This is a genomic window from Oceanithermus profundus DSM 14977 (assembly GCF_000183745.1).
Classification (GTDB): domain Bacteria; phylum Deinococcota; class Deinococci; order Deinococcales; family Marinithermaceae; genus Oceanithermus; species Oceanithermus profundus.
The window spans coordinates 2,264,472-2,283,672 of sequence record NC_014761.1; the positions used below are offsets into that span (position 1 = coordinate 2,264,472).

A 19,201-nucleotide genomic window follows, 5' to 3' on the forward strand; every position below is an offset into this window, starting at 1 on the left:
GGCGTTGCGCCATGGCCGACCCCGTCCACACCAAAACCGAACCCAACGGCCGCTACCTGATCGCCCTCTCCGTCGCCGCCCTGGGCGTCGTCTTCGGCGACATCGGCACGAGCCCGCTGTACGCGGTGCGCGAGGCCTTCGGCGAGCACTACGGCCTCGCCCTCACCGAGGCCAACGTGCTGGGCGTGCTCTCGCTCATCTTCTGGTCGCTCGTGGTGGTGATCTCGCTGAAGTACCTGACGCTGGTGATGCGCGCCGACAACCACGGCGAGGGCGGCATCATGGCGCTCACCGCGCTGGTCATGCCCAGCAAGCTGCGCCGCGGTCACTGGCGCTACCTGGCCGTGATGCTCGGCCTCTTCGGGGCCTCGCTGCTCTACGGCGACGGCATGATCACCCCGGCCATCTCGGTGCTGAGCGCGGTCGAGGGGCTGGAGGTGGCCGCGCCCCGGCTCGAGCCCTTCGTGATCCCCGTGACCGTAGGGATCCTGCTCGCCCTCTTCCTCTTCCAAAGCCGCGGCACCCAGCGGGTGGGCGGCCTCTTCGGTCCCGTGACCCTGATCTGGTTCACCGCCATCGCCGCGCTGGGCCTGGCCCAGATCGTGCGCAACCCCTACGTGCTCACCGCGCTCAACCCCTACCACGCGGTGCACTTCTTCACCGCGAACGGCGCCACCGGCTTCTGGGTCCTGGGGTCGGTCTTCCTGGTGGTCACCGGCGGCGAAGCCCTCTACGCCGACATGGGCCACTTCGGGCGCACCCCGATCCGGCTCACCTGGTTCTTCGTGGTGCTGCCGGCGCTGCTGCTCAACTACTTCGGCCAGGGGGCGCTGCTGCTGGCCAACCCCGCGGCCGTGGAGAACCCCTTCTACCTGATGGTGCCCGGCTGGGCCACCTACCCGATGATCGCCCTGGCCACGGCGGCCACGATCATCGCCTCGCAGGCGGTGATTTCGGGCTCGTTCTCGCTCACGCGCCAGGCGATGCGGCTGGGCTTCCTGCCCCGGATGACGGTGGTGCAGACCTCGAGCCAGGAGATCGGCCAGGTCTACATCCCCACGATCAACTGGATCCTGATGTTCGCCACCGTGGGCCTGGTCCTGGGCTTTGGCTCCTCGAGCCGCTTGGCCGCGGCCTACGGCGTGGGCGTGACCACCGACATGGTCTTCACCACCCTGCTGTTCGCGGTGGTGGCCTGGAGCCTGTGGAAGTGGCCGCGCTGGGCCGTGGCGCTGCTGACGCTGGTCCTGCTCGGCGTCGACCTCAGCTTCTGGGCGGCCAACATCGTCAAGGTGCCCCAGGGCGGCTGGTTCCCGCTCGTCGTGGGCGCGGTGATGCTGGTGGTGATGACCACCTGGCACCAGGGGCGGGCGCTGCTCTCGAGCGTGCTGCAAAAGGACGCCTTCCCGCTCGAGCGCTTCCTGGAGACCCTGGCCGCGTCCAAGAACCCCCCGACGCGCGTCCCCGGCACCGCGGTCTACCTGACCCGCAACCCCGACGTGGTGCCGCCGGCGCTGCTCAGCAACCTGCGCTACAACCACGCGGTCCACGAGAACGTGATCGTGGTCAGCGTCGAAACCGAGGAGATCCCCCGGGTGCTGGGCTCGCTGCGCGCCGAGGTGAGGGCGCTGGACCTGGGGTTCACCCGGGTGGTGCTCCACTACGGGTTCATGGAGCACCCCAACGTGCCCGTCGCCCTCTACGACATCGCGGAGCTCGAGCTGGACCCCGACAACACCTACTTCGTCCTGGGCCGCGAGATCGTGCTGCCCGAGGGCAAGCTGGGCATGCCCCGCTGGCGGGAACAGCTCTTCGCCGTGCTGCAGCGCAACGCCCTGCCGGCCACGGCCTTCTTCGACCTGCCCCCCGCGCAGACCTTCGAGGTGGGGCACCTGATCCGGCTGTGACCAGCGGCGCAAGCTAGGTGCAACCCGCGTCAGTGAACAGCAGTACGAAGCTGGACCGGCTACACTATTACTATGGCGTTGGCGCCCGACGAGTTGGTGCCCGGTTCCCGGATCGAGGGCCTCGTAGCCACTGGACCCGTAACGGTCCACGAGGTCAACCATCTCGACGGCGTAATCGAGATTACTTTTCGGGATGCTTCCGGCAGCATCCACCAGCGCCTGCTATACCCCAACGATCTAGAACAACTTCGTCTGCTGAGTGAGGTTCGTTGGCCCATGTCGGCCAGCGCGGACGATTTTCGCCTAGCCGCCGAGGCCCGCCGCCTGCGCCTGGCCCACCTCTTCGACCCCATGATGGCGGTGCACACTTCGCTGGTCGAGCCGCTTCCCCACCAAATCGAGGCCGTATACGGACACCTCTTACAGCGCCGTCCCCTGCGCTTCCTCCTTGCCGATGACCCCGGCGCCGGCAAGACCATCATGACCGGCCTCTACATGCGCGAGTTGTTGTTGCGGGGCGACTTAGAGAGAGCGCTGGTGGTAGCGCCCGGGGCACTGGTGGAACAGTGGCAGGACGAGCTCGACAGCAAGTTTCACCTCCCCTTCGAAATCTTCAGCCGTGAGCGCGTGGAACTGTCCCGCAGTGGAAACCCGTTCCTGGAGGGGCCGTACTGGATAGCGCGCCTCGACCAGGTTGCCCGCAACGAGGACTACCAGGAAAAACTGACCGCCGTAGACTGGGACCTCATCGTCGTCGACGAGGCGCATAAACTTTCGGCAACGTTCTTCGGGCGCGAGCTGAAGAAGACCCAAAGGTACCGCCTGGGCGAAAAACTCTCGCAACATACGCGCAACTTTCTGCTGCTTACGGCCACGCCGCATCGGGGCAAACCGGAAGACTTCCGCTTGTTCATGGCGCTGCTCGACCCCGACCGCTTCGAGGGCCGTCCCAGGCCCGGAGCCCCCGAGACCGACGCCGAAGACCTGATGCTCCGGCGGGTCAAGGAAGACCTGGTCCGTTTCGACGGGACCCCCCTCTTCCCAGAGCGCAAAGCATACACCGTGGAGTACTCGCTTTCGGATACCGAACGGCAGCTGTACGAGGCGGTCACTACGTACGTGCGCGAAGAAATGAACCGCGCCGAAAAGCTCGACAAACGCCGCGGCAACACCGTGGGCTTCGCTCTGGCCATGCTGCAGCGCCGGCTGGCGAGCAGCCCTCAGGCCATTCACCGCTCACTGCAGCGCAGGCTCAAACGCCGCCGCGACCTGCTGGAACGGCTGGAGCGCGGCGAACCCATCCCCCAACCGGTTGCCCTGGACGAAGAAGATCTGGTCGAGCGCTACGAGTACGCCTTCCCGGACGAAGAGGAGGGGCCCGAGTTCGAAGAACTGGCCACCTCAGCTAGAACAAAAAGGGAATTGGAGCTCGAAATTGCCAGCCTGGAGCGGTTGGAGAAGCTGGCCCGGCGGGTGCTTCAAGCCGGTCAGGACCGCAAGTGGCAGGAGCTGGCAAGGCTCATGGGCACCGAAGAAATCAAGGGGCGCAAGCTCGTAATCTTCACCGAACATCGCGACACCCTCGATTACTTGCGCAACCGGCTGCACACCTTCCTGGGAAATGAAGATGCGTTGGTAACCATCCACGGCGGCATGCGCCGTGAAGAGCGCCACCACGCCCAGGCCGAGTTCACCAACAACAAAGATGTGCTCGTTCTCCTGGCCACAGACGCCGCCGGCGAGGGCATCAACTTACAGCAGGCCCACCTGCTCATCAACTACGACATCCCCTGGAACCCCAACCGGCTGGAGCAGCGTTTCGGTCGGATTCATCGCATTGGGCAGACCGAGGTTTGCCACATGTGGAACCTCGTCGCTCGCGGCACCCGCGAGGGAGACGTTTTTGCCTTGTTGCTCAAGAAGCTGGAAGCAGCAGCCGATGCACTTGGTGGCCGCGTTTTTGATGTACTGGGCAAGGCCTTTAGCGAAACTCCGCTCCACGAACTGCTCATCCAGGCCATCCGCTACGGCGAGAACCCCGAGGTTCGCAAGCGTCTGGAACGGGCCATCGAGGGGGTGGTCGACGTAACGCGCCTGCAGCAGCTGGTAGCACGCGATGCGCTGGCAACCGAGGTCTTGTCGCAAAGCCAACTGGCGCGGCTCAAAGAAGAAATGCAACGCGCAGAGGCCGCACGCCTCCAGCCGCACTACGTCGCCAGCTTTTTCCACAAGGCGTTCGAGCACCTTGGCGGCACCATGCAGCCGCGCGAGGCGGGGCGCTACGAGATAACCTTCGTGCCCCCGCTACTGCGACCATCCCGGGCACAAGGTCGACAGCAGGTGCTCAAGAAGTACGTGCGCATCACGTTCGACAAACGGCGTGTGGTCGTACCCGGCCGCCCGGTGGCCGAGTTCGTGGCCCCGGGGCACCCCCTTTTCGACGCCACCGTCACGGCCATCGAAGAAAAGTTGGGGGCAGCGCTGCAAAAAGGCGCCGTTCTGGTAGACCCCGAAGGAGAAGACCCCAGGGTGCTGGGGGCCTTCGAGCACGACGTCCGAGACGGTCGCGACGAGGTCATATCCCAACGCCTGCTTTATGTGGAGGCAGAACCCAGTGGATCGCCGCGCAAAGCAGGGCCGGCGCCCTACCTCGACTACCGTGAGCCAACCCCGGAGGAACGGAAACTTGCGCTAAACGCCCTTGACCAAGCCACGGTCGAGCGCCTGTTGGCCGAGGCCGAGCGTTTCGTGCTGACCACCGAGGCCAAAGCACACGTGGACGAAGTTCGCAAGCGCCGAGAGGAGCATCTGAATAAAACCCTCAGCACCGTAAAAGAGCGCCTGCTCAGCGAAATTTACTACTGGGACGGCGAGGCGCAAAGGCTGGGGGAGCTCGCCAAAAAGGGCAAGAAAAATGCGGCCGTCAATGCCGAGAAAGCGCGTAGGCGCGCCGAAGAGCTAAGGGTGCGCCTGAGGCGGCGGGAGCAAGAAATTGAGGAGGCGCGCAAAATTTTTGCCGGCCGCCCCCACCTCTCGCTAGCCGCCTGGGTCGTGCCGCCGATGGCGAACGAAGGAGGGGGCACCGCCCTAGAGCGCGAGGTCATCGACCGGCTCGCTGTTCAAGCAGTACTGGCCCAAGAACGCGCCCTCGGCAACGAACCCCGCGAAATGCCTCACGGCAATCCGGGGTACGACATAGAATCGCGCACTCCCAGCGGCGAACTCAGGTTCATCGAGGTCAAGGGCAAAGGGTCAGGAAAAGACACGGTCACCCTTTCCCGTACCCAGCTACTAACGGCCCTCAACAAACCCCAAAACTGGTGGCTGGTGGTGGTGGAAACCGACGGCAAGCGGGCCTTGCGCCTGCACTATCTACGCAACCCGGTCACGCGAGAGCCCGAGTTTGCCGTAACGAGCTTGAACTTTGACTTAAGGCAGTTAATGCAAAAGGTGGTGGCTACATATGAGCTGTGAGCTCGATCGACAAGTGCCCGATTACAAACCGCCCCCTACAGAGCTTGATTTTGGCAGCGCCAGCTACCGTAGGGTAGCAAATCACTACCCGGGGGTTGATTATGTGATACTACCAGTAGTATCATTCAACAGGAGGGGCGGTGAGTAGAAAAGAAAAGCTTCTCGCTAAAATGCGCCGGCTGCCCCCCGAGGCCAAGTTCGAGGACGTAGAAACGCTGCTTGCGATGTTTGGTTTTACCGAATCCCGCTCCAATGGTAGCCACCACGTTTTTTGGCATGAACTATGCGGTCGTCTGGTTGTTCCCAAGCGTGGCGGACAAAAGGTTAAGCGAACGTACATCAGACAAATCTTGCAGCAGCTCGAAAACTGTGGACTGATCGAGCCAGGAGAATAAAATGGCACACGAAAGAAAACCCCTCGACTATTACCTCTCTTTGCGTTATCCAATTACGTTGGCCCCTGAAGAAGAAGGTGGCTATACCGCCATCGTGCCCGACCTGCCTGGTTGCGTTACCGTGGGCGAAACCGCGGAAGAGGCCATGGCCATGGCCGAAGACGCCAAGCGCCTTTGGATCGAAGACGCCTACGAGCGGGGCGAGGCCATTCCCGTTCCCAGCACAGAACGCGAATACAGCGGCCGCATTCTCTTACGTATGCCCAAATCGCTCCATCGGCGACTGGCCGAAGACGCCGAACGCGAAGGGGTTAGCTTGAATCAGTACGTGGTGGCTCTTTTGCAAGAGCGATCGGCGTTGAGACAAGTGCTTGCGGCGCTCGACGACGGCATAGTCAAGCCGGTGCGGAGACCAAAGCAGACGGCGTAGGTTTTTGAGAGTAAACCGGCTGAACAACCCCCCTCCGGCCTGCGGCCACCTCCCCCAAGGGGGAGGCTCGTTTTTGCGTCAAAGCCCACGTCCGCCGTAGTAGGCGGCAATCATTTTTCTCCCTCCCAACAGGGAGGGCCGGGGTGGGGGTTGTTGGTGATACCCAAGCCAAACGTCCGGCTCCAATTCGAATCCCCGGACAAGCGGACCTTGCGGCCGAGCGAGCCGGGGCCCATGCCGTGCCCAAGCCCCACGGCTCAGCAGCCGCCGTAAACAAAACCCCCCTCCCTGGAGAGGGCTTTGGTGGAAAACTCCGAAGCCAAACGCGGGTAGGTGAGTTGTTCGCCGTATAACAGTCGTTAATAAAAGGTTGATATATGTTGTTGATATAACAACGGTTGTGGTATTATGTCAGTACATCCCCCTGCTGCGCTCGCAGCAGGTGCAGGGCCGCCTCAAAAGCGGCCCTTGCGTTGTTATACTGATTCCGTGTCCAGGTTAATCGTTTACGTAGACGGGTTCAATTTTTACTATGGCGCAGTTAAACAAACGCCGTATAAGTGGCTAAATTTCAATAAACTCTTCAAGATTTTGTTTCCCAAAGATGACCTGGTATTGGTTCGGTATTTTACTGCTAGAGTCAAAAACAACCCGCTCAACCCGGGCCAGAGGGAGCGTCAGGGGACGTATCTAAGAGCATTGAGGACGCTGCCTGATTTTGAAATCCACGAAGGATTCTTTCTTTCGCACCCCGTAAATATGCCTGTGGCGCCTCCCGGAACCGGCTTCGCGCGGGTGCTCAAGTTCGAAGAAAAGGGGTCCGATGTCAACCTGGCCACCTATTTGATGCTCGATGCCATTGAAGATCGCTTCGACACAGCCGTTGTGGTGAGTCACGATAGCGACCTGGCGTTGCCGATACAAATCGTGAATGAGCGCTTAGGTAAACCCGTTGGCGTGGTGGGCTATGATCCCCGATTTCAAAGGAAGTATGGGAAGAGGCCAAGAACGAGCAAGAGTTTGCGCAAAGTCGCCGCCTTTTATAAAACTTTGAGGGAGTCGGCGTTCAAACGGGCCCAGTTCCCGGATGTCGTTCAATCTCAGGACGGTCCACTACATAAACCAAGTGGATGGTAAGGCGGCACACCCGCTTCGATGTTGAGCCCTCCAAGTGTGAACTTTCTTCTCGCGGCTTTACTGCTACCTCCCCCGAAGGCATAGAGCAATGCGTAGTGCACAGTTCGTGATACGCGGCGAACGAGGGGCTTCGAGCCAATGGCTTGTGACTCGTAGCTTGTGGCTTTTAGTTCCCTGGTGGCGGCTAAAAGCCTTCGACCCGGTTGCAGCAAAACAAAAGTGCCCTCCCCTTGGGAAGGGTTGGGGGATTGTTGGTGATGCAAGGCCCATAAGTTCAGTCTTCTAATTGTCGACCCACCTAATTTTTACTCTCATCCAGCTAAACAACCCCCCCTCTGGCGGCTGCGCCGCCATCTCCCCCAAGGGGGAGGCTTGTTCTTGCGCCAAAGCCCACGTCCACCTCTTAGTAAGCGGCCATCATTTCGTTCCCTTCCCTTGGGGGCTCGGCGACTCGTTGGCGCAGTGTTCGCAGGCGTGATGTTTCCTCCCTCCCCTGGGGGAGGGCTGGGTGGGGGGGTTGTTGGTGATGCATAAGCCAAAAGTCCGTCGCCTCTACATGGCCAACCCACATCCCACCCCCTACACCCCACATCCTGCATTCCGGCAAACAACCCCCTCCGGCCTGCGGCCACCTCCCCCGAGGGGGAGGTTTGTTGTTTGCGCGATGTCGGAAACGGGCAGGGAATGCCGTTGCGCGCTGGTAGAATTTGCTGGACGCATGAGCTTTAGGGGCTCGGGGTGGCTATGAAGACGAGCCCGCGAACAAATGTGGGCTATGAAATGGCTGGTTGGGGGTAGAGAATGGAAGGCATGGTTGAGGCTCCCGCTCGGAAAAAGCTAATCGAGGTGGCGCTGCCGCTGGAGGACATAAACGAAGCGGCCAGGCGCGAAAAGTCCATTCGCCACGGGCACCCGTCTACCCTTCACCTCTGGTGGGCGCGGCGGCCGCTGGCGGCCGCCCGGGCGGTCATTTTTGCCCAGATGGTGGACGACCCTTCGAGCTGGCCCGAGCTGTTCGATACCGAAGAAAAGCAACACCAGGAGCGCGAGAGGTTGTTCGGCATAATCCGCGAGCTGGTCAAGTGGGAAAACACCACCAACGAAGAAGTGCTGGAAGACGCGCGAGCGGAAATTTGGCGCTCCTGGCAGCGCACTGCAAATGAGTGGCGCAAACACATCGAGGCCAAGAAGAGCGAGATAAGCGAAGAAGAGTACCAGCGGCTGTGGGAGCTGTTCGACCCCAGCAAGCTGCCCGCCTTTCACGACCCCTTCGCCGGCGGCGGTGCTTTGCCGCTAGAGGCTCAGCGGCTGGGGCTGGAGGCCTACGCCTCCGACCTGAACCCGGTGGCGGTGCTCATTAACAAAGCGATGATCGAGATACCGCCCAAGTTTGCCGGGCGGCCGCCGGTAAACCCAAAAGCGCGCGAAGACGCGGGCCTTTTTGGCAAAGACTGGAGCGGCGCCAAGGGGCTGGCCGAAGACGTGCGCTACTACGGCCAGTGGATGCGCGACGAAGCGGAAAAGCGCATTGGCTACCTCTACCCCAAGGTGAAGATAACCCCCGAGATGGTGGCCAAGCGGCCAGACCTGAAACCCTACGAAAACCAGGAGCTAACGGTAATTGCCTGGCTGTGGGCGCGAACCGTTAAGAGCCCTAACCCGGCCTTTGCCCACGTGGAAGTGCCGCTGGTATCGAGCTTTGTGCTTTCCAGCAAGAAGGGCAAAGAAGCCTGGGTGGAGCCGGTAATCGAGGGTGACAGCTACCGCTTTGAGGTGCGGGTGGGGGAACCGCCGGAAGAGGCGAAGAAGGGGACGAAGCTTGGCAGGGGAGCGCACTTTAAATGTTTACTTTCGGGTAGTCCTATTGAGCCGGATTATATCAAATCAGAAGGGCGCGCCGGCCGTATGGGCGCAAGGCTGCTGGCCATTGTTGTTGAAGGTAACCGCGAACGGGTATATATTTCCCCATTGAACGAACATGAAGCAGTGGCCAAAGATGCCAAGCCGGGCTGGAAACCAGACGTTCCAATTCCACCCGACCCGAGAGCGCTTTGGACTCCTCCTTACGGCCTAACAACATTTGGTGACCTTTTTACCCCACGCCAGCTCGTTGCCCTCACCACTTTTTCCGACCTGGTGCAGGAGGCCCGGGCCAAGGCTATAGAAGACGCGCGCAAGGCGGGGCTGGCGGACGACAGCAAGGGCTTGAACGATGGTGGAACCGGGGCAACGGCGTATGGAGATGCTATTTCTATATTTTTAGCCTTTGCATTAGATAAATGCGCAAATTTATGCACTTCGCTTACATCCTGGATGAGCGATAGAGGGGCATTCAGAGAAACTTTTGCACGCCAAGCGATACCCATGGTTTGGGATTATGCGGAAGCGAATCCCTTTAGCAATTCGGGCGGCAATTTTATTTCGGCAATTACTAAAGGAAGCAAAGTGATAGCTTTTTTGCCAGCGACAGTACCAGGGATAGCACTACAAAAAGACGCGAGTATACAGAACTTAAGCTTTAATAAAACGATATCTACAGACCCACCTTACTTTGACAACATCGGCTATGCTGACCTTTCCGACTTCTTTTACGTTTGGCTAAGACGCAGCCTCAAGGGCATTTACCCAGGCTTATTCGCCACCGTGGCCACGCCCAAGGCCGAAGAGCTGGTGGCCACACCTTACCGCCACGGGGGTAAGGATGCGGCCGAAAAGTTCTTTTTGGAAGGCATGAAAAAGGCCCTGCACAACCTGGCGGAGCAGGCTCACCCGGCGTTTCCCATTACCATTTACTACGCTTTCAAACAGTCGAAAACACAGGGCGGCGATACCAGCAGCACGGGGTGGGAAACGTTCTTGGAGGCGGTCATGCAGGCGGGGCTGTCTATTGACGGCACCTGGCCTTTGAATACGGAAGGTGCGGGGAGAATTGTTGCAAGAGATACAAACGCTTTGGCGTCATCAATCGTTCTTGTTTGCCGCCGGCGGCCCGCGAACGCTGCGGCGGCTACCCGCCAGGAGTTCTTGCGAGCGCTGCGGAGTGAGCTACCCGCAGCGTTGCGCGCTTTGCAGGCAGGCAACATTGCCCCGGTGGACCTGGCCCAGGCTTCGATTGGGCCGGGAATGGCGGTGTATACCCGCTACCGCGAGGTGCTAGCCGCCGACGGCAGCCGGGTGAGCGTGCGCGACGCGCTGGCGCTCATCAACCAGGTGCTCGACGAGGTACTGGCCGAGCAGGAGGGCGAGTACGACGCCGCCACCCGCTGGGCGGTGGCCTGGTTCGAGCAAAGCGGTTTTGGCGAGGGTGAGTTTGGCACCGCCGAAACGCTTTCCAAGGCCAAGAACATAGACCTCGACCAGCTGGTGCAGGCGGGCCTGCTAAAAGCCGAGCGGGGTAAGGTGCGGCTCTTGCGGCCAGACGAGCTGCCAGAAGAAGTTTCGGCGGAGCCGACCGCCTGGGAGATGCTGCACCGGCTGATTTACCGGCTAAGCACCGCTGGCGAGAAAGGGGCCGGGGAGCTGCTGGCCCAGCTGGGAGGCCGCGCCGAGGCCTCGCGCGAGCTGGCCTACCGCCTCTACCAGATCGCCGAGCGCAAGGGCTGGGCCCAGGACGCGCTGGGTTACAACGCCCTGGTGCAGAGCTGGCCCGAGGTGGTAAAAGCGGCGCAAACGCAAAAGGCGCAGGCCGCGGCTCCGAAACAAGAAGGCCTATATAAAGACGGTGCAACTCAAAACGATGAATAACGCGGTAGCCTGGAGGCAGTATGGCAATTACCAACCACGAGCGCGTAGGTAGAACCCTGCAAGCGCTGCGCGACGGCCTGGCCCCGTACGTGGCGCGCGAAGCCGAAGAAGCATTAGCCGATCAACGAATTAGCAAACAGACGCTGGATAAATTTCTCTCCGACCCTAACCTGCGTGAGCGGCCAATAGCCGAGTGGGATGCCTCGGCCCTGCTACGCTTCATGTGGGATGCCTGGAATAGTGTCTTTCGCGACTCGCTGGGCCACACCGACCGCAGCCTGGTTTCGGAGCTGCGCGAGTGGCGCAATAGGTGGGCACACCAAAAAGCATTTTCGAGTGATGACGTGTTACGCGTCATGGACTCGGCCGAGCGGCTGCTCAAGTCGGTGGGCGGCACCGAGCAGGCGGCGCAGATTGAGCGCGAGCGTAAGGAGCTTTTGCGCCTCATCTTTGACGAACAGTTACGGAGCGAGCAGCGCAAGGCCAAAACCAAACTGCCCGAAAGCGCCGCGGCCAGTCTGACGCCCTGGCGCGAGGTGATAGAGCCACACGACGACGTGGCCAGCGGCCACTACCAGCTGGCCGAGTTTGCCGCCGACTTGTGGCAGGTCTACAAGGGTGAGGGGGGCGACGAATACCGCGATCCGGTGGAGTTTTTCAGGCGCACCTACCTAACCGAAAGCCTGAGCCAGCTGCTGGTGCGGGCGGCGGAGCGGGCCCAGGGCAAGGGTGGCGACCCGGTAATTCAGCTGCAAACCAACTTTGGCGGCGGCAAGACCCACTCGATGCTGGCCCTCTACCACATGTTTTCGGGCAAGCGCCCGGCCGACCTGCCGGGGGTGGAGCAGCTGCTGGCCAAGGCTGGCATAAACGAACTGCCAAAGATGAACCGGGTGGTGCTGGTGGGCAACCGGATGAAGCCCGGCAGCCCCAGCAAGAAAGAAGACGGCACCGAGGTGCACACCCTCTGGGGCGAGCTGGCCTGGCAGCTGGGGATGGCCGCGGGCGGCCTGGAAGAGGCCCGGCGGGCCTACGAGCTGGTTCGCAAAGACGACGAAAACGCCACCAATCCGGGCGAGGCGTTGCAGGAGCTACTGCAGCGCTACGCGCCGGCGCTGATTCTGATTGACGAGTGGGTGGCCTACGCCCGCCAGTTGTTGGAAGAACAACGGCTGCCCGGGGGCGATTTCGAAACCCAGTTTACTTTCGCTCAGGCGCTAACCGAGGCGGTCAAGGCGGTGCCGCGGACGCTGCTGGTGGTTTCGTTGCCGGCCTCGGACGACGCCGACGAGGTGAACGACATAGAGGTGGGCGGCCGTCGTGGCCGTGAGGCGTTGCGCCGCTTGCAGAACGTGATTGGCCGTATTGAGTCACCCTGGCGGCCGGCGACCCAGGAAGAAAGCTTTGAGATTGTGCGGCGGCGGCTCTTCAAGCCCATCCGCGACAACGAGGCGTTCAAGAAGCGCGACTTGACGGCGCGCGCCTTTGCCGACATGTACCGCGAGCAGGCCTCGGAGTTTCCGCCCGACACCCGCGAGGCCGACTACGAAAAGCGGATCAGGGCCTCGTACCCCATTCATCCCGAGGTCTTCGACCGGCTCTACAACGACTGGTCGAGCCTGGCCCGCTTCCAGCGAACCCGCGGCGTGCTGCGGCTGATGGCGGCGGTCATTCACGTGCTCTGGGAAAACGGCGACAAGAGCCCGCTGATTATGCCCGCCTCGCTGCCGCTCGACACCGACGAGGTGCAGCGCGAGCTGGTGCGGCACCTGCCCGACAACTGGACCCCGATTATCGACAAAGACATAGACGGCCCCAATTCGCTGCCGGTGGAACTCGACAACACCCTGCCCAACCTGGGCCGTTACCAGGCGACGCGGCGGGTGGCGCGAACCATCTTTTTGGGCTCGGCGCCCAACGTGGGGGCAGCGCAACGGGGTCTGGAGGCGCGGCGCATAAAGCTAGGAGCGGTGATGCCCGGGGAGCAGCCGGCGGCCTTTGGCGACGCCCTGCGCCACCTGGCGAGCCGGGCAACCTATTTGTATCAGGATGGCGACCGCTACTGGTACGACACCCAGCCGACGGTGGGCAAGCTGGTGGAAGACCGGGCCGAGCAGCTAAAGCGCCAGCCCGAGCGGGTTTATGAAGAGCTGGAGCGCCGCCTGCGCAAGGCGCTGGGCAGCAAGGGGGAGTTTGCCGCCGTGCACGCACTGCCGCGCAGCGCGGCCGACGTGCCCGACGAGATGGAGACGCGGCTGGTGGTGCTGCCGCCAGATAAGCAGTACCGTAGCGGCAACGGCGAGAGCGCGGCCATGAAGCTGGCCCGGGAGATACTGGAAAGCCGGGGTTCGGCCCCGCGTCACTTCCGCAACGCGCTGGTCTTTTTGGCGGCCGACGAAAACGACTACCACGACCTCGACGAGGCGGCGCGCCGCTACCTGGCCTGGAAGAGCGTTCTGGACGACAAGGAGCAGCTAAACCTAACCCCCTTCCAGGTGCGTCAGGCCGAGGCGCAGCTGGCCGAGGCCGAGGAGGCGCTGAAGGCGCGGATACCGCAAACCTACCGCTGGCTTTTGGTTCCTGAGCAGGCCGGGCCGCAAAGCGAAATTGAGATTCGGCCGCTCAACCTGCGCGGCCAGGGTGAGCTGGCGCCGCGGGCCGCCAAGCGGCTGCTCAAGGAAGAACAGCTGGTGCTGCAGCTGGCGCCCAACGTGTTGCGCAAACACCTGGACGAGGTGCCCCTTTGGAAAGACGGCCGCCACGTAGAGCTGGAACAGCTGGCGGCTTACTTTGCCAGCTACCCCTATTTGCAACGGCTGCAGAGCCCGCGGGTGCTGCTGGAGAGCGTGGAGCGAGGTGTGGCTCTGCTGACCTGGTACGTGGACAGCTTTGCCTACGCCGAGGGCTACGACGCGGAAAAGGGGCGTTACGTGGGCCTGGTAGCCGGGCAGCAACCGCCCAAGCTGCGGCAGCCGGCCGGGCTGGTGGTGCACCCCGATGTGGCCCAGGAGCAGTTGCAGCGGGAGGTTGCCACCAGCAAGCCCGGGGCGGCCGAGCCAGCCGCTGCCGGCGGCACAGGGTCGGTGACCGCCGACAAAACGGCCAGCGTGGCCGACGTGGCGGGTGAAAGAAGCGAGGCCGACGAGCCCAAGCCGCGGCGCTTTTACGTGAAACGGCGGGTGGACCCGGCCGACCTGACCAAGGCCACCCAGGAGCTGGCCGAAGAGCTGGTGGTGCACCTGGCCAAGCTGCCGGGCGGCCGGGTAGAAATTACCATTGAAGTAGCAGCTGAAGTGGCCGACGGCATACCGGCCGAGGTGGTGCGGATCGTGCGGGAGAACGCCACGGCGCTAGGAATGGAGCCGCAGTTTGAGGAGGAGTGACGCACGGAGGGGATGCGCGCATGGCCAAACCTTCGCTGTGTAAGGACTTCCTTCGTGCCAGTTGGTGGACGTGGCACTTCATGAAGCATGGCTACAATCTACGCCTTTTGCCCGGCGAAGAAACGATAACGGACAACCTGCTCATTTACTTGGTCCACAGGCACCAAAAACAGCTGCGGATTTACAGGTTAAACAAGAGCGAGGAGAGCGAATACGGCGCCGATTGGGAGTGGTGGTTCCATACCCGCCGAACCAAAGAAGCCGATGTTTGGGTTGGGATGCGAGTACAGGCGAAAAAGCTAAATCCGTGTACTTTGCGCTACGAAAGCCTTGGGAAAGGAGAACAAGCCGACAACTTGATTGAGCAAGTACATGAACCGCTCGACAAGTTCATACGGGATATTGCAGAAAAAAAGAAATTTATGGCGCCAATTTATGTATTTTATAACTATTGGTGCTTGGAAGCGGCCTGTCAAGAAAAGACATTACAGAAGCACGGCGAGCAGACGTGCAGCGATAATACTGTTTTTGACCATGCCGATCATCCATGCAAGAAACACCCACCTGGATGCACAATGGCCGACGCCCGCAAGGTCCGCGAATTGATCCGCGGAAAGAAGCCAAGCCACGCTCTGAACTTTTGGAATCTTCACCAAGAAATGTTCTGCTGGGCGGACCTTGTGTGCTGCAAAGGCGAGCGCAACCACATGAGTGGTAATGGAACCGTTGGCATCGCGGAACACGTCGAAGAGGTCTTGCGGTCGCACGGCATCGAAACCAGACATCGCGACCGAGGCCGCAACAATGACGGATACCGTAGTTTTTTAATTGAGTCCCCGCCAACTTACGTTCAAAAAATCCTTCAGGGCGAGGAGCTGAGTGAAAGAGAGGCGCTAGAAGTTGACGCCGGTTTCGTTTGGGTGATTTCCGGAGACGACGTGCAGCAGGACGCCGCGTACTGCTGTCTCGATTCGCTATACAAGCCGACGGTATGACCCTTTGGGCCTGTATGGACGGCGAGGGGCGATTTTCCACCCAACCTTCGGTAGGTTGCTACGCCGGCTGGGCGGCGAAGCTTTCCAGCTCTTCCTTCCAGGGCCCCAGGCCCAGCTCCTCGAGCCGCTCAAGGTAGTAGCGCGCCCCGGCGGCCAGGTTGACGCGGAAGGCGGCCACCGCCTCGGGGGTGCGGTCGCGGTCGGTGCCGAACTCGCCGGCGACGACCCGCCGCAGGTAGTCGGCGTAGAGGCGCAGCTCCTTGACGAAGACGTGGGGCCGGTTCGCCTCGAGCGCCAGCGGGCGGCGGCCGTAGATGTGGTCCACCATCTCCTCGAGCGTCCGCTCGCCCGAGAAGTAGGCCAGGTTGGGCCCGGGGCAGACGGAGACGCCGGTCTCCTTCATCTGGGGCGGGAAGCGGTACTCCAGGTGGGCGGGCTCGGCCAGGCCGGTGCAGAGGCACTGCTTCTCGAGCAGCTTTTCGATCTCGCGCCGGTAGGCGTCTTCGGAAAGGCCCAGCGCCTTCAGCTGCTGAATCTTGCGGTGCTGGTAGTTGCGGCTGGCGGTGCAGATGGGCCGCTCGGTGAACTCGGTGTTGAACTCGAGGTGGCCCTTGGGGCAGGGGCTGCCGGGGTGGCCCTCCTCGTACCACTTGCGGTTCAGGGCTTCGATCGAGGCCCCGCGCATCACGTTGAAAGGCACCCCCAGCGGCGAGGCGCCGGAGAGGTAGAGGTCCTCTTCGCCCGCGGCCGAGAGGTCCCGGCGGGTGCGCTCGTCGACCACCGTCACCTCGGGCACGAGCAGGAAGGGCGAGCCCCAGCCCACGGTGTCGAGGCCGTAGCGTTCGCGCAGCATCGCGTGCTCCTCGGCGGTGCCGACGCCCCCCTGGGCGGTGAAGCGCACCTCGGGCGGCCCCGAGGGCACCGGCCGGCCCAGCTTCTGGAGGGCTTTCTTGTAGATCTCGAAGAGCGAGGCCACGATCTCGTCGCGCTTGCTCTTCAGCTCCTCGAGGATCGGCCCCATCAGGTACCCCTGCGAGGCGAAGGCGTGGCCGCCGCAGTTGAGGCCGCTCTCGACCCGGTACTCGCTCACCCACAGCCCCTTCTTGGCCAGGAACTTGCCCTGGGTGAGGGCGCTGCGGGCGTCGGAGACCTTGAGCGCGATCTGCTTCCGGATCCGGCCCGCTTCGTCGGCGAAGAAGCCGGCGAAGTTCGCCATGTAGCTGTAGAGGCGGGCGTTGAACCCCGCCGAGAGCACGAGCACGCCCTCGAGGGTGCTCTCGGCGAAGCCGCGCAGGGCGGCGTGGGCGTCGTTGTACTCCACCGGGAGCGGCTCGCGGCCGACGAAGTTGGGCTTGTCGACCTTGGTCATGACGTTGACCTCGACGCGGCCGGGGGCCAGGCCGGCGCGGATCTCGCGCTCGAGCGCCGCGCGCTCGGCCCCCTCGGCCTCCTGCCAGCGCTCCCAGGCGCGGCGCAGCGGGCTGGCGTCCGGCAGCAGCGCCAGGTAGCGCCACAGCTCGCTGCCCGGCTCGAGCGGCGCGGTGCGCAGGGCTTCGAAGTCCTCGCGCACGAGCTCGTCCACCAGGTCCAGATAGGCGGCGGTGCGGCGGGCGCGCGAGTCGGCCTTCAGGTCCTTTTCGATGGGGGCGTAGGCCCGCCCGCGGCGGCGCGCCCAGTAGGCGCGCATGCGCTCGAGCAGGTCGTCGTCGACGATCGAGATGACCGAGGCGATGCCGTATTTGGCGATCTTCAAGGGCGTGTCCACGGTGAACGCGGTGCCCATGACGGGGATGTGAAAGGTGTGCTGTGCCATGCAAACTCCTGAGCCGAACCTCGCTCCAGCCTACCGGATTTCCCGTGAGAAAGGGCGGACCCGGTTCAGCCCCCCTTGAACTCGAGCAGACGGCCCTCGAGCGTGGCCACGTAGAGGCGGCCCGCATGCGGCAGCGGCGCGGCCTGGACCTCGCCCAGCCCCTCGGCGCGCCACAGCTCGCGGCCGCTGGCGGCGTCGAGCGCCCGCACCTCGCCCGCCTCGGTGGCCAGGTAGAGCACCCCGCCGGCGAGGCTGAGCCCGGCGGTGACCCGGCCCACCTCGGCCGTCCAGGCCTCGTCGCCCGTCTTCAGGTCGAGGGCGTAGAGGACGCCGCTCCAGCCGGCCACGTAGACGCGCCCCTCGCCGACCGCGGGGCTGCCCCAGAGCTCGCCTTCGACGTCGTAGGTCCACAGCACCTCGCGCGCCAGCGGGTCGAAGGCGTGCACCTCGCCGGCCCAGGTGGGCAGCACCAGCACCCCCCCGGCCGCGGGGATGTGGGCGTGGATGGGGCCGGCCTCGACCTTGTAGACGAGCTTTCCGCTCGCCGGCTCGAGCGCGAAGAGCCAGCCCGATTCGCTGGCGGCGAAGAGCATCCCGCGGTAGAGGGTGGGCCCCGCCGAAAGGTGCCCCCCGGCCTCGAAGGCCCACTCGAGCTCCCCTTCGGGGGTGAGGGCGTAGAGGTAGCCGTCGCGCCCCGCCAGGTAGACGCGCCGCGCGGTCACGAGCGGGCTCGCGGTCACCTCGGCGCGGGTCTTGTGTTCGAAGAGGCGGGCCCCGCCCAGGCCGCGGGCGCGAAGCACCCCCTCCCAGTCGGCGAAGTAGACGCGGTCCTCGGTGAGCGCGGGGGCGGCGGTCACCTCGTCGCTGGCGGGGAAGGGCGAAGCGGGCTCGAGCCCCGGCACCCGGAAGAGGTGCAGCGCCGCGCCCCCGCCCACGGCCAGCCGCCCGGCGCGGGCCACCGGCTCCATGGGCCAGACGGCCTCGCCCTCGAAGGCCGCCCGGGCGCTTGGCTCGAGCCGCTCGGGCCGCACCGGCCCCGAGGGGTAGTGGCCGCTGCGGGCCAGGCCCGCGCGCGCGGTGCCCGAGAGCTCGGCCCGCACCGCCTCCAGCACCGCCGCGAGCTCGCGCCGCGCCTGGGCCGCCGAAGGCGGCCGGTCGGCGGGCTCCTTTTCCAGCATGCGCAAGAGCCAGGCCGAAAGTGCGGCGGGCAGCGCGGGGTTGAGCTCGAGCGGGTCGCGCGGCGGCTCGTAGACGTGCTGGTAGAGGACGGCCTGGTCGTGCTCGCCCTCGAAGGGCGGGCGGCCGGTGAGGGTGCGGTAGAGGACGGCCCCGAAGGCGTAGAGGTCGGCCGCGGGGGTGAGGGCCACCCCCTTGGCCTGCTCCGGGGCCATGTACTGGGGCGTTCCCAGGGTGTAGCCGGTGCGGGTGAAGTGGCGGGTGGCCTCGGCCAGGTAGGCGAGGCCGAAGTCCATCAGCTTGGGGCGGCCCTCCTCGGTGAGGAGGATGTTCTTGGGCGTCAGGTCGCGGTGCAGGATGCCGCGCGCGTGCAGGTGGCCGAGCGCCGCCAGCACCTCGAGCGCCGCCTCCAGGATGACGAGCCCCTCGGGCCCCGACTCGAACGGCCCCAGCCGGTCGAAGGTGCCGCCCTTCACCAGCTCCATCACGAAGTAGGTGCGGCCCTCCTCCTCGCCCAGGTCGTAGATGGCCACCACGCCCGGGTGGCTGAGCGCGGCCAGCGCCCGCACCTCCTGGGCGAAGCGTTCGCGCTCGAGCGGGTGCACGTGGGCGTGCAGCAGCTTTACGGCCACCTCGCGGCCCACGCGCTCGTCGCGGGCGCGCCAAACCTCGGCCATGCCCCCGGAGCCGATGGGCTCGATGAGCCGGTAGCGGCCGGCGAGAACGTCCACCTACGTATTGTATCGG

The 19,201-nt window shown here is 63.6% G+C and carries 10 protein-coding genes; 8 read left to right on the forward strand and 2 right to left on the reverse strand.

Features of this window, described 5'->3' with window-relative positions; genetic code table 11:
• Positions 1-11: 11 nt before the first annotated feature.
• From OCEPR_RS11170 to OCEPR_RS12905, 8 genes are all read left to right on the forward strand, one after another.
• A complete protein-coding gene (locus tag OCEPR_RS11170) occupies positions 12-1,907 on the forward strand; it encodes a potassium transporter Kup (protein ID WP_013458834.1) in 1,896 nt (631 codons plus the stop codon).
• A gap of 72 nt (positions 1,908-1,979) precedes the next feature.
• Positions 1,980-5,381, forward strand: a complete 3,402-nt coding sequence (locus tag OCEPR_RS11175; protein WP_013458835.1) for a helicase-related protein — start codon at positions 1,980-1,982, stop codon at positions 5,379-5,381.
• Positions 5,382-5,521: 140 nt separating this feature from the next.
• On the forward strand, positions 5,522-5,776 hold the full coding sequence (locus tag OCEPR_RS12655) for a type II toxin-antitoxin system HicA family toxin (protein WP_013458836.1): 255 nt from the start codon (positions 5,522-5,524) through the stop codon (positions 5,774-5,776).
• Between the two features lies 1 nt (position 5,777).
• Positions 5,778-6,206 carry a type II toxin-antitoxin system HicB family antitoxin gene (locus OCEPR_RS11180; RefSeq protein ID WP_013458837.1) on the forward strand — a complete coding sequence of 143 codons (429 nt, stop codon included), beginning with the start codon at positions 5,778-5,780 and terminating at the stop codon, positions 6,204-6,206.
• Positions 6,207-6,695: 489 nt separating this feature from the next.
• Complete coding sequence (locus tag OCEPR_RS12660) at positions 6,696-7,343, forward strand: NYN domain-containing protein (RefSeq protein ID WP_187288494.1); 648 nt, start codon at positions 6,696-6,698, stop codon at positions 7,341-7,343.
• 801 nt (positions 7,344-8,144) lie between these two features.
• Positions 8,145-11,087, forward strand: a complete 2,943-nt coding sequence (locus OCEPR_RS11185; RefSeq protein WP_148229299.1) for a DUF1156 domain-containing protein — start codon at positions 8,145-8,147, stop codon at positions 11,085-11,087.
• Positions 11,088-11,107: 20 nt separating this feature from the next.
• Entirely contained in the window at positions 11,108-14,470 is a 3,363-nt protein-coding gene (locus OCEPR_RS11190) for a DUF499 domain-containing protein (protein WP_013458840.1), read from the forward strand.
• Positions 14,471-14,490: 20 nt separating this feature from the next.
• A complete protein-coding gene (locus OCEPR_RS12905) occupies positions 14,491-15,465 on the forward strand; it encodes a DUF6615 family protein (protein ID WP_013458841.1) in 975 nt (324 codons plus the stop codon).
• Positions 15,466-15,523: 58 nt separating this feature from the next.
• Here the strand turns inward: OCEPR_RS12905 and OCEPR_RS11195 are convergent, their stop codons facing one another.
• Together OCEPR_RS11195 and OCEPR_RS11200 are read right to left on the reverse strand one after the other, a co-directional pair.
• Positions 15,524-17,278: a hypothetical protein gene (locus OCEPR_RS11195; protein WP_013458842.1), complete on the reverse strand. Its 1,755-nt coding sequence runs from the start codon at positions 17,276-17,278 to the stop codon at positions 15,524-15,526.
• Positions 17,279-17,343: 65 nt separating this feature from the next.
• The gene (locus tag OCEPR_RS11200; RefSeq protein ID WP_013458843.1) at positions 17,344-19,185 is read right to left on the reverse strand and encodes a serine/threonine-protein kinase; all 1,842 of its coding nucleotides are present in this window, start codon (positions 19,183-19,185) and stop codon (positions 17,344-17,346) included.
• Between the last annotated feature and the right edge of the window lie 16 nt (positions 19,186-19,201).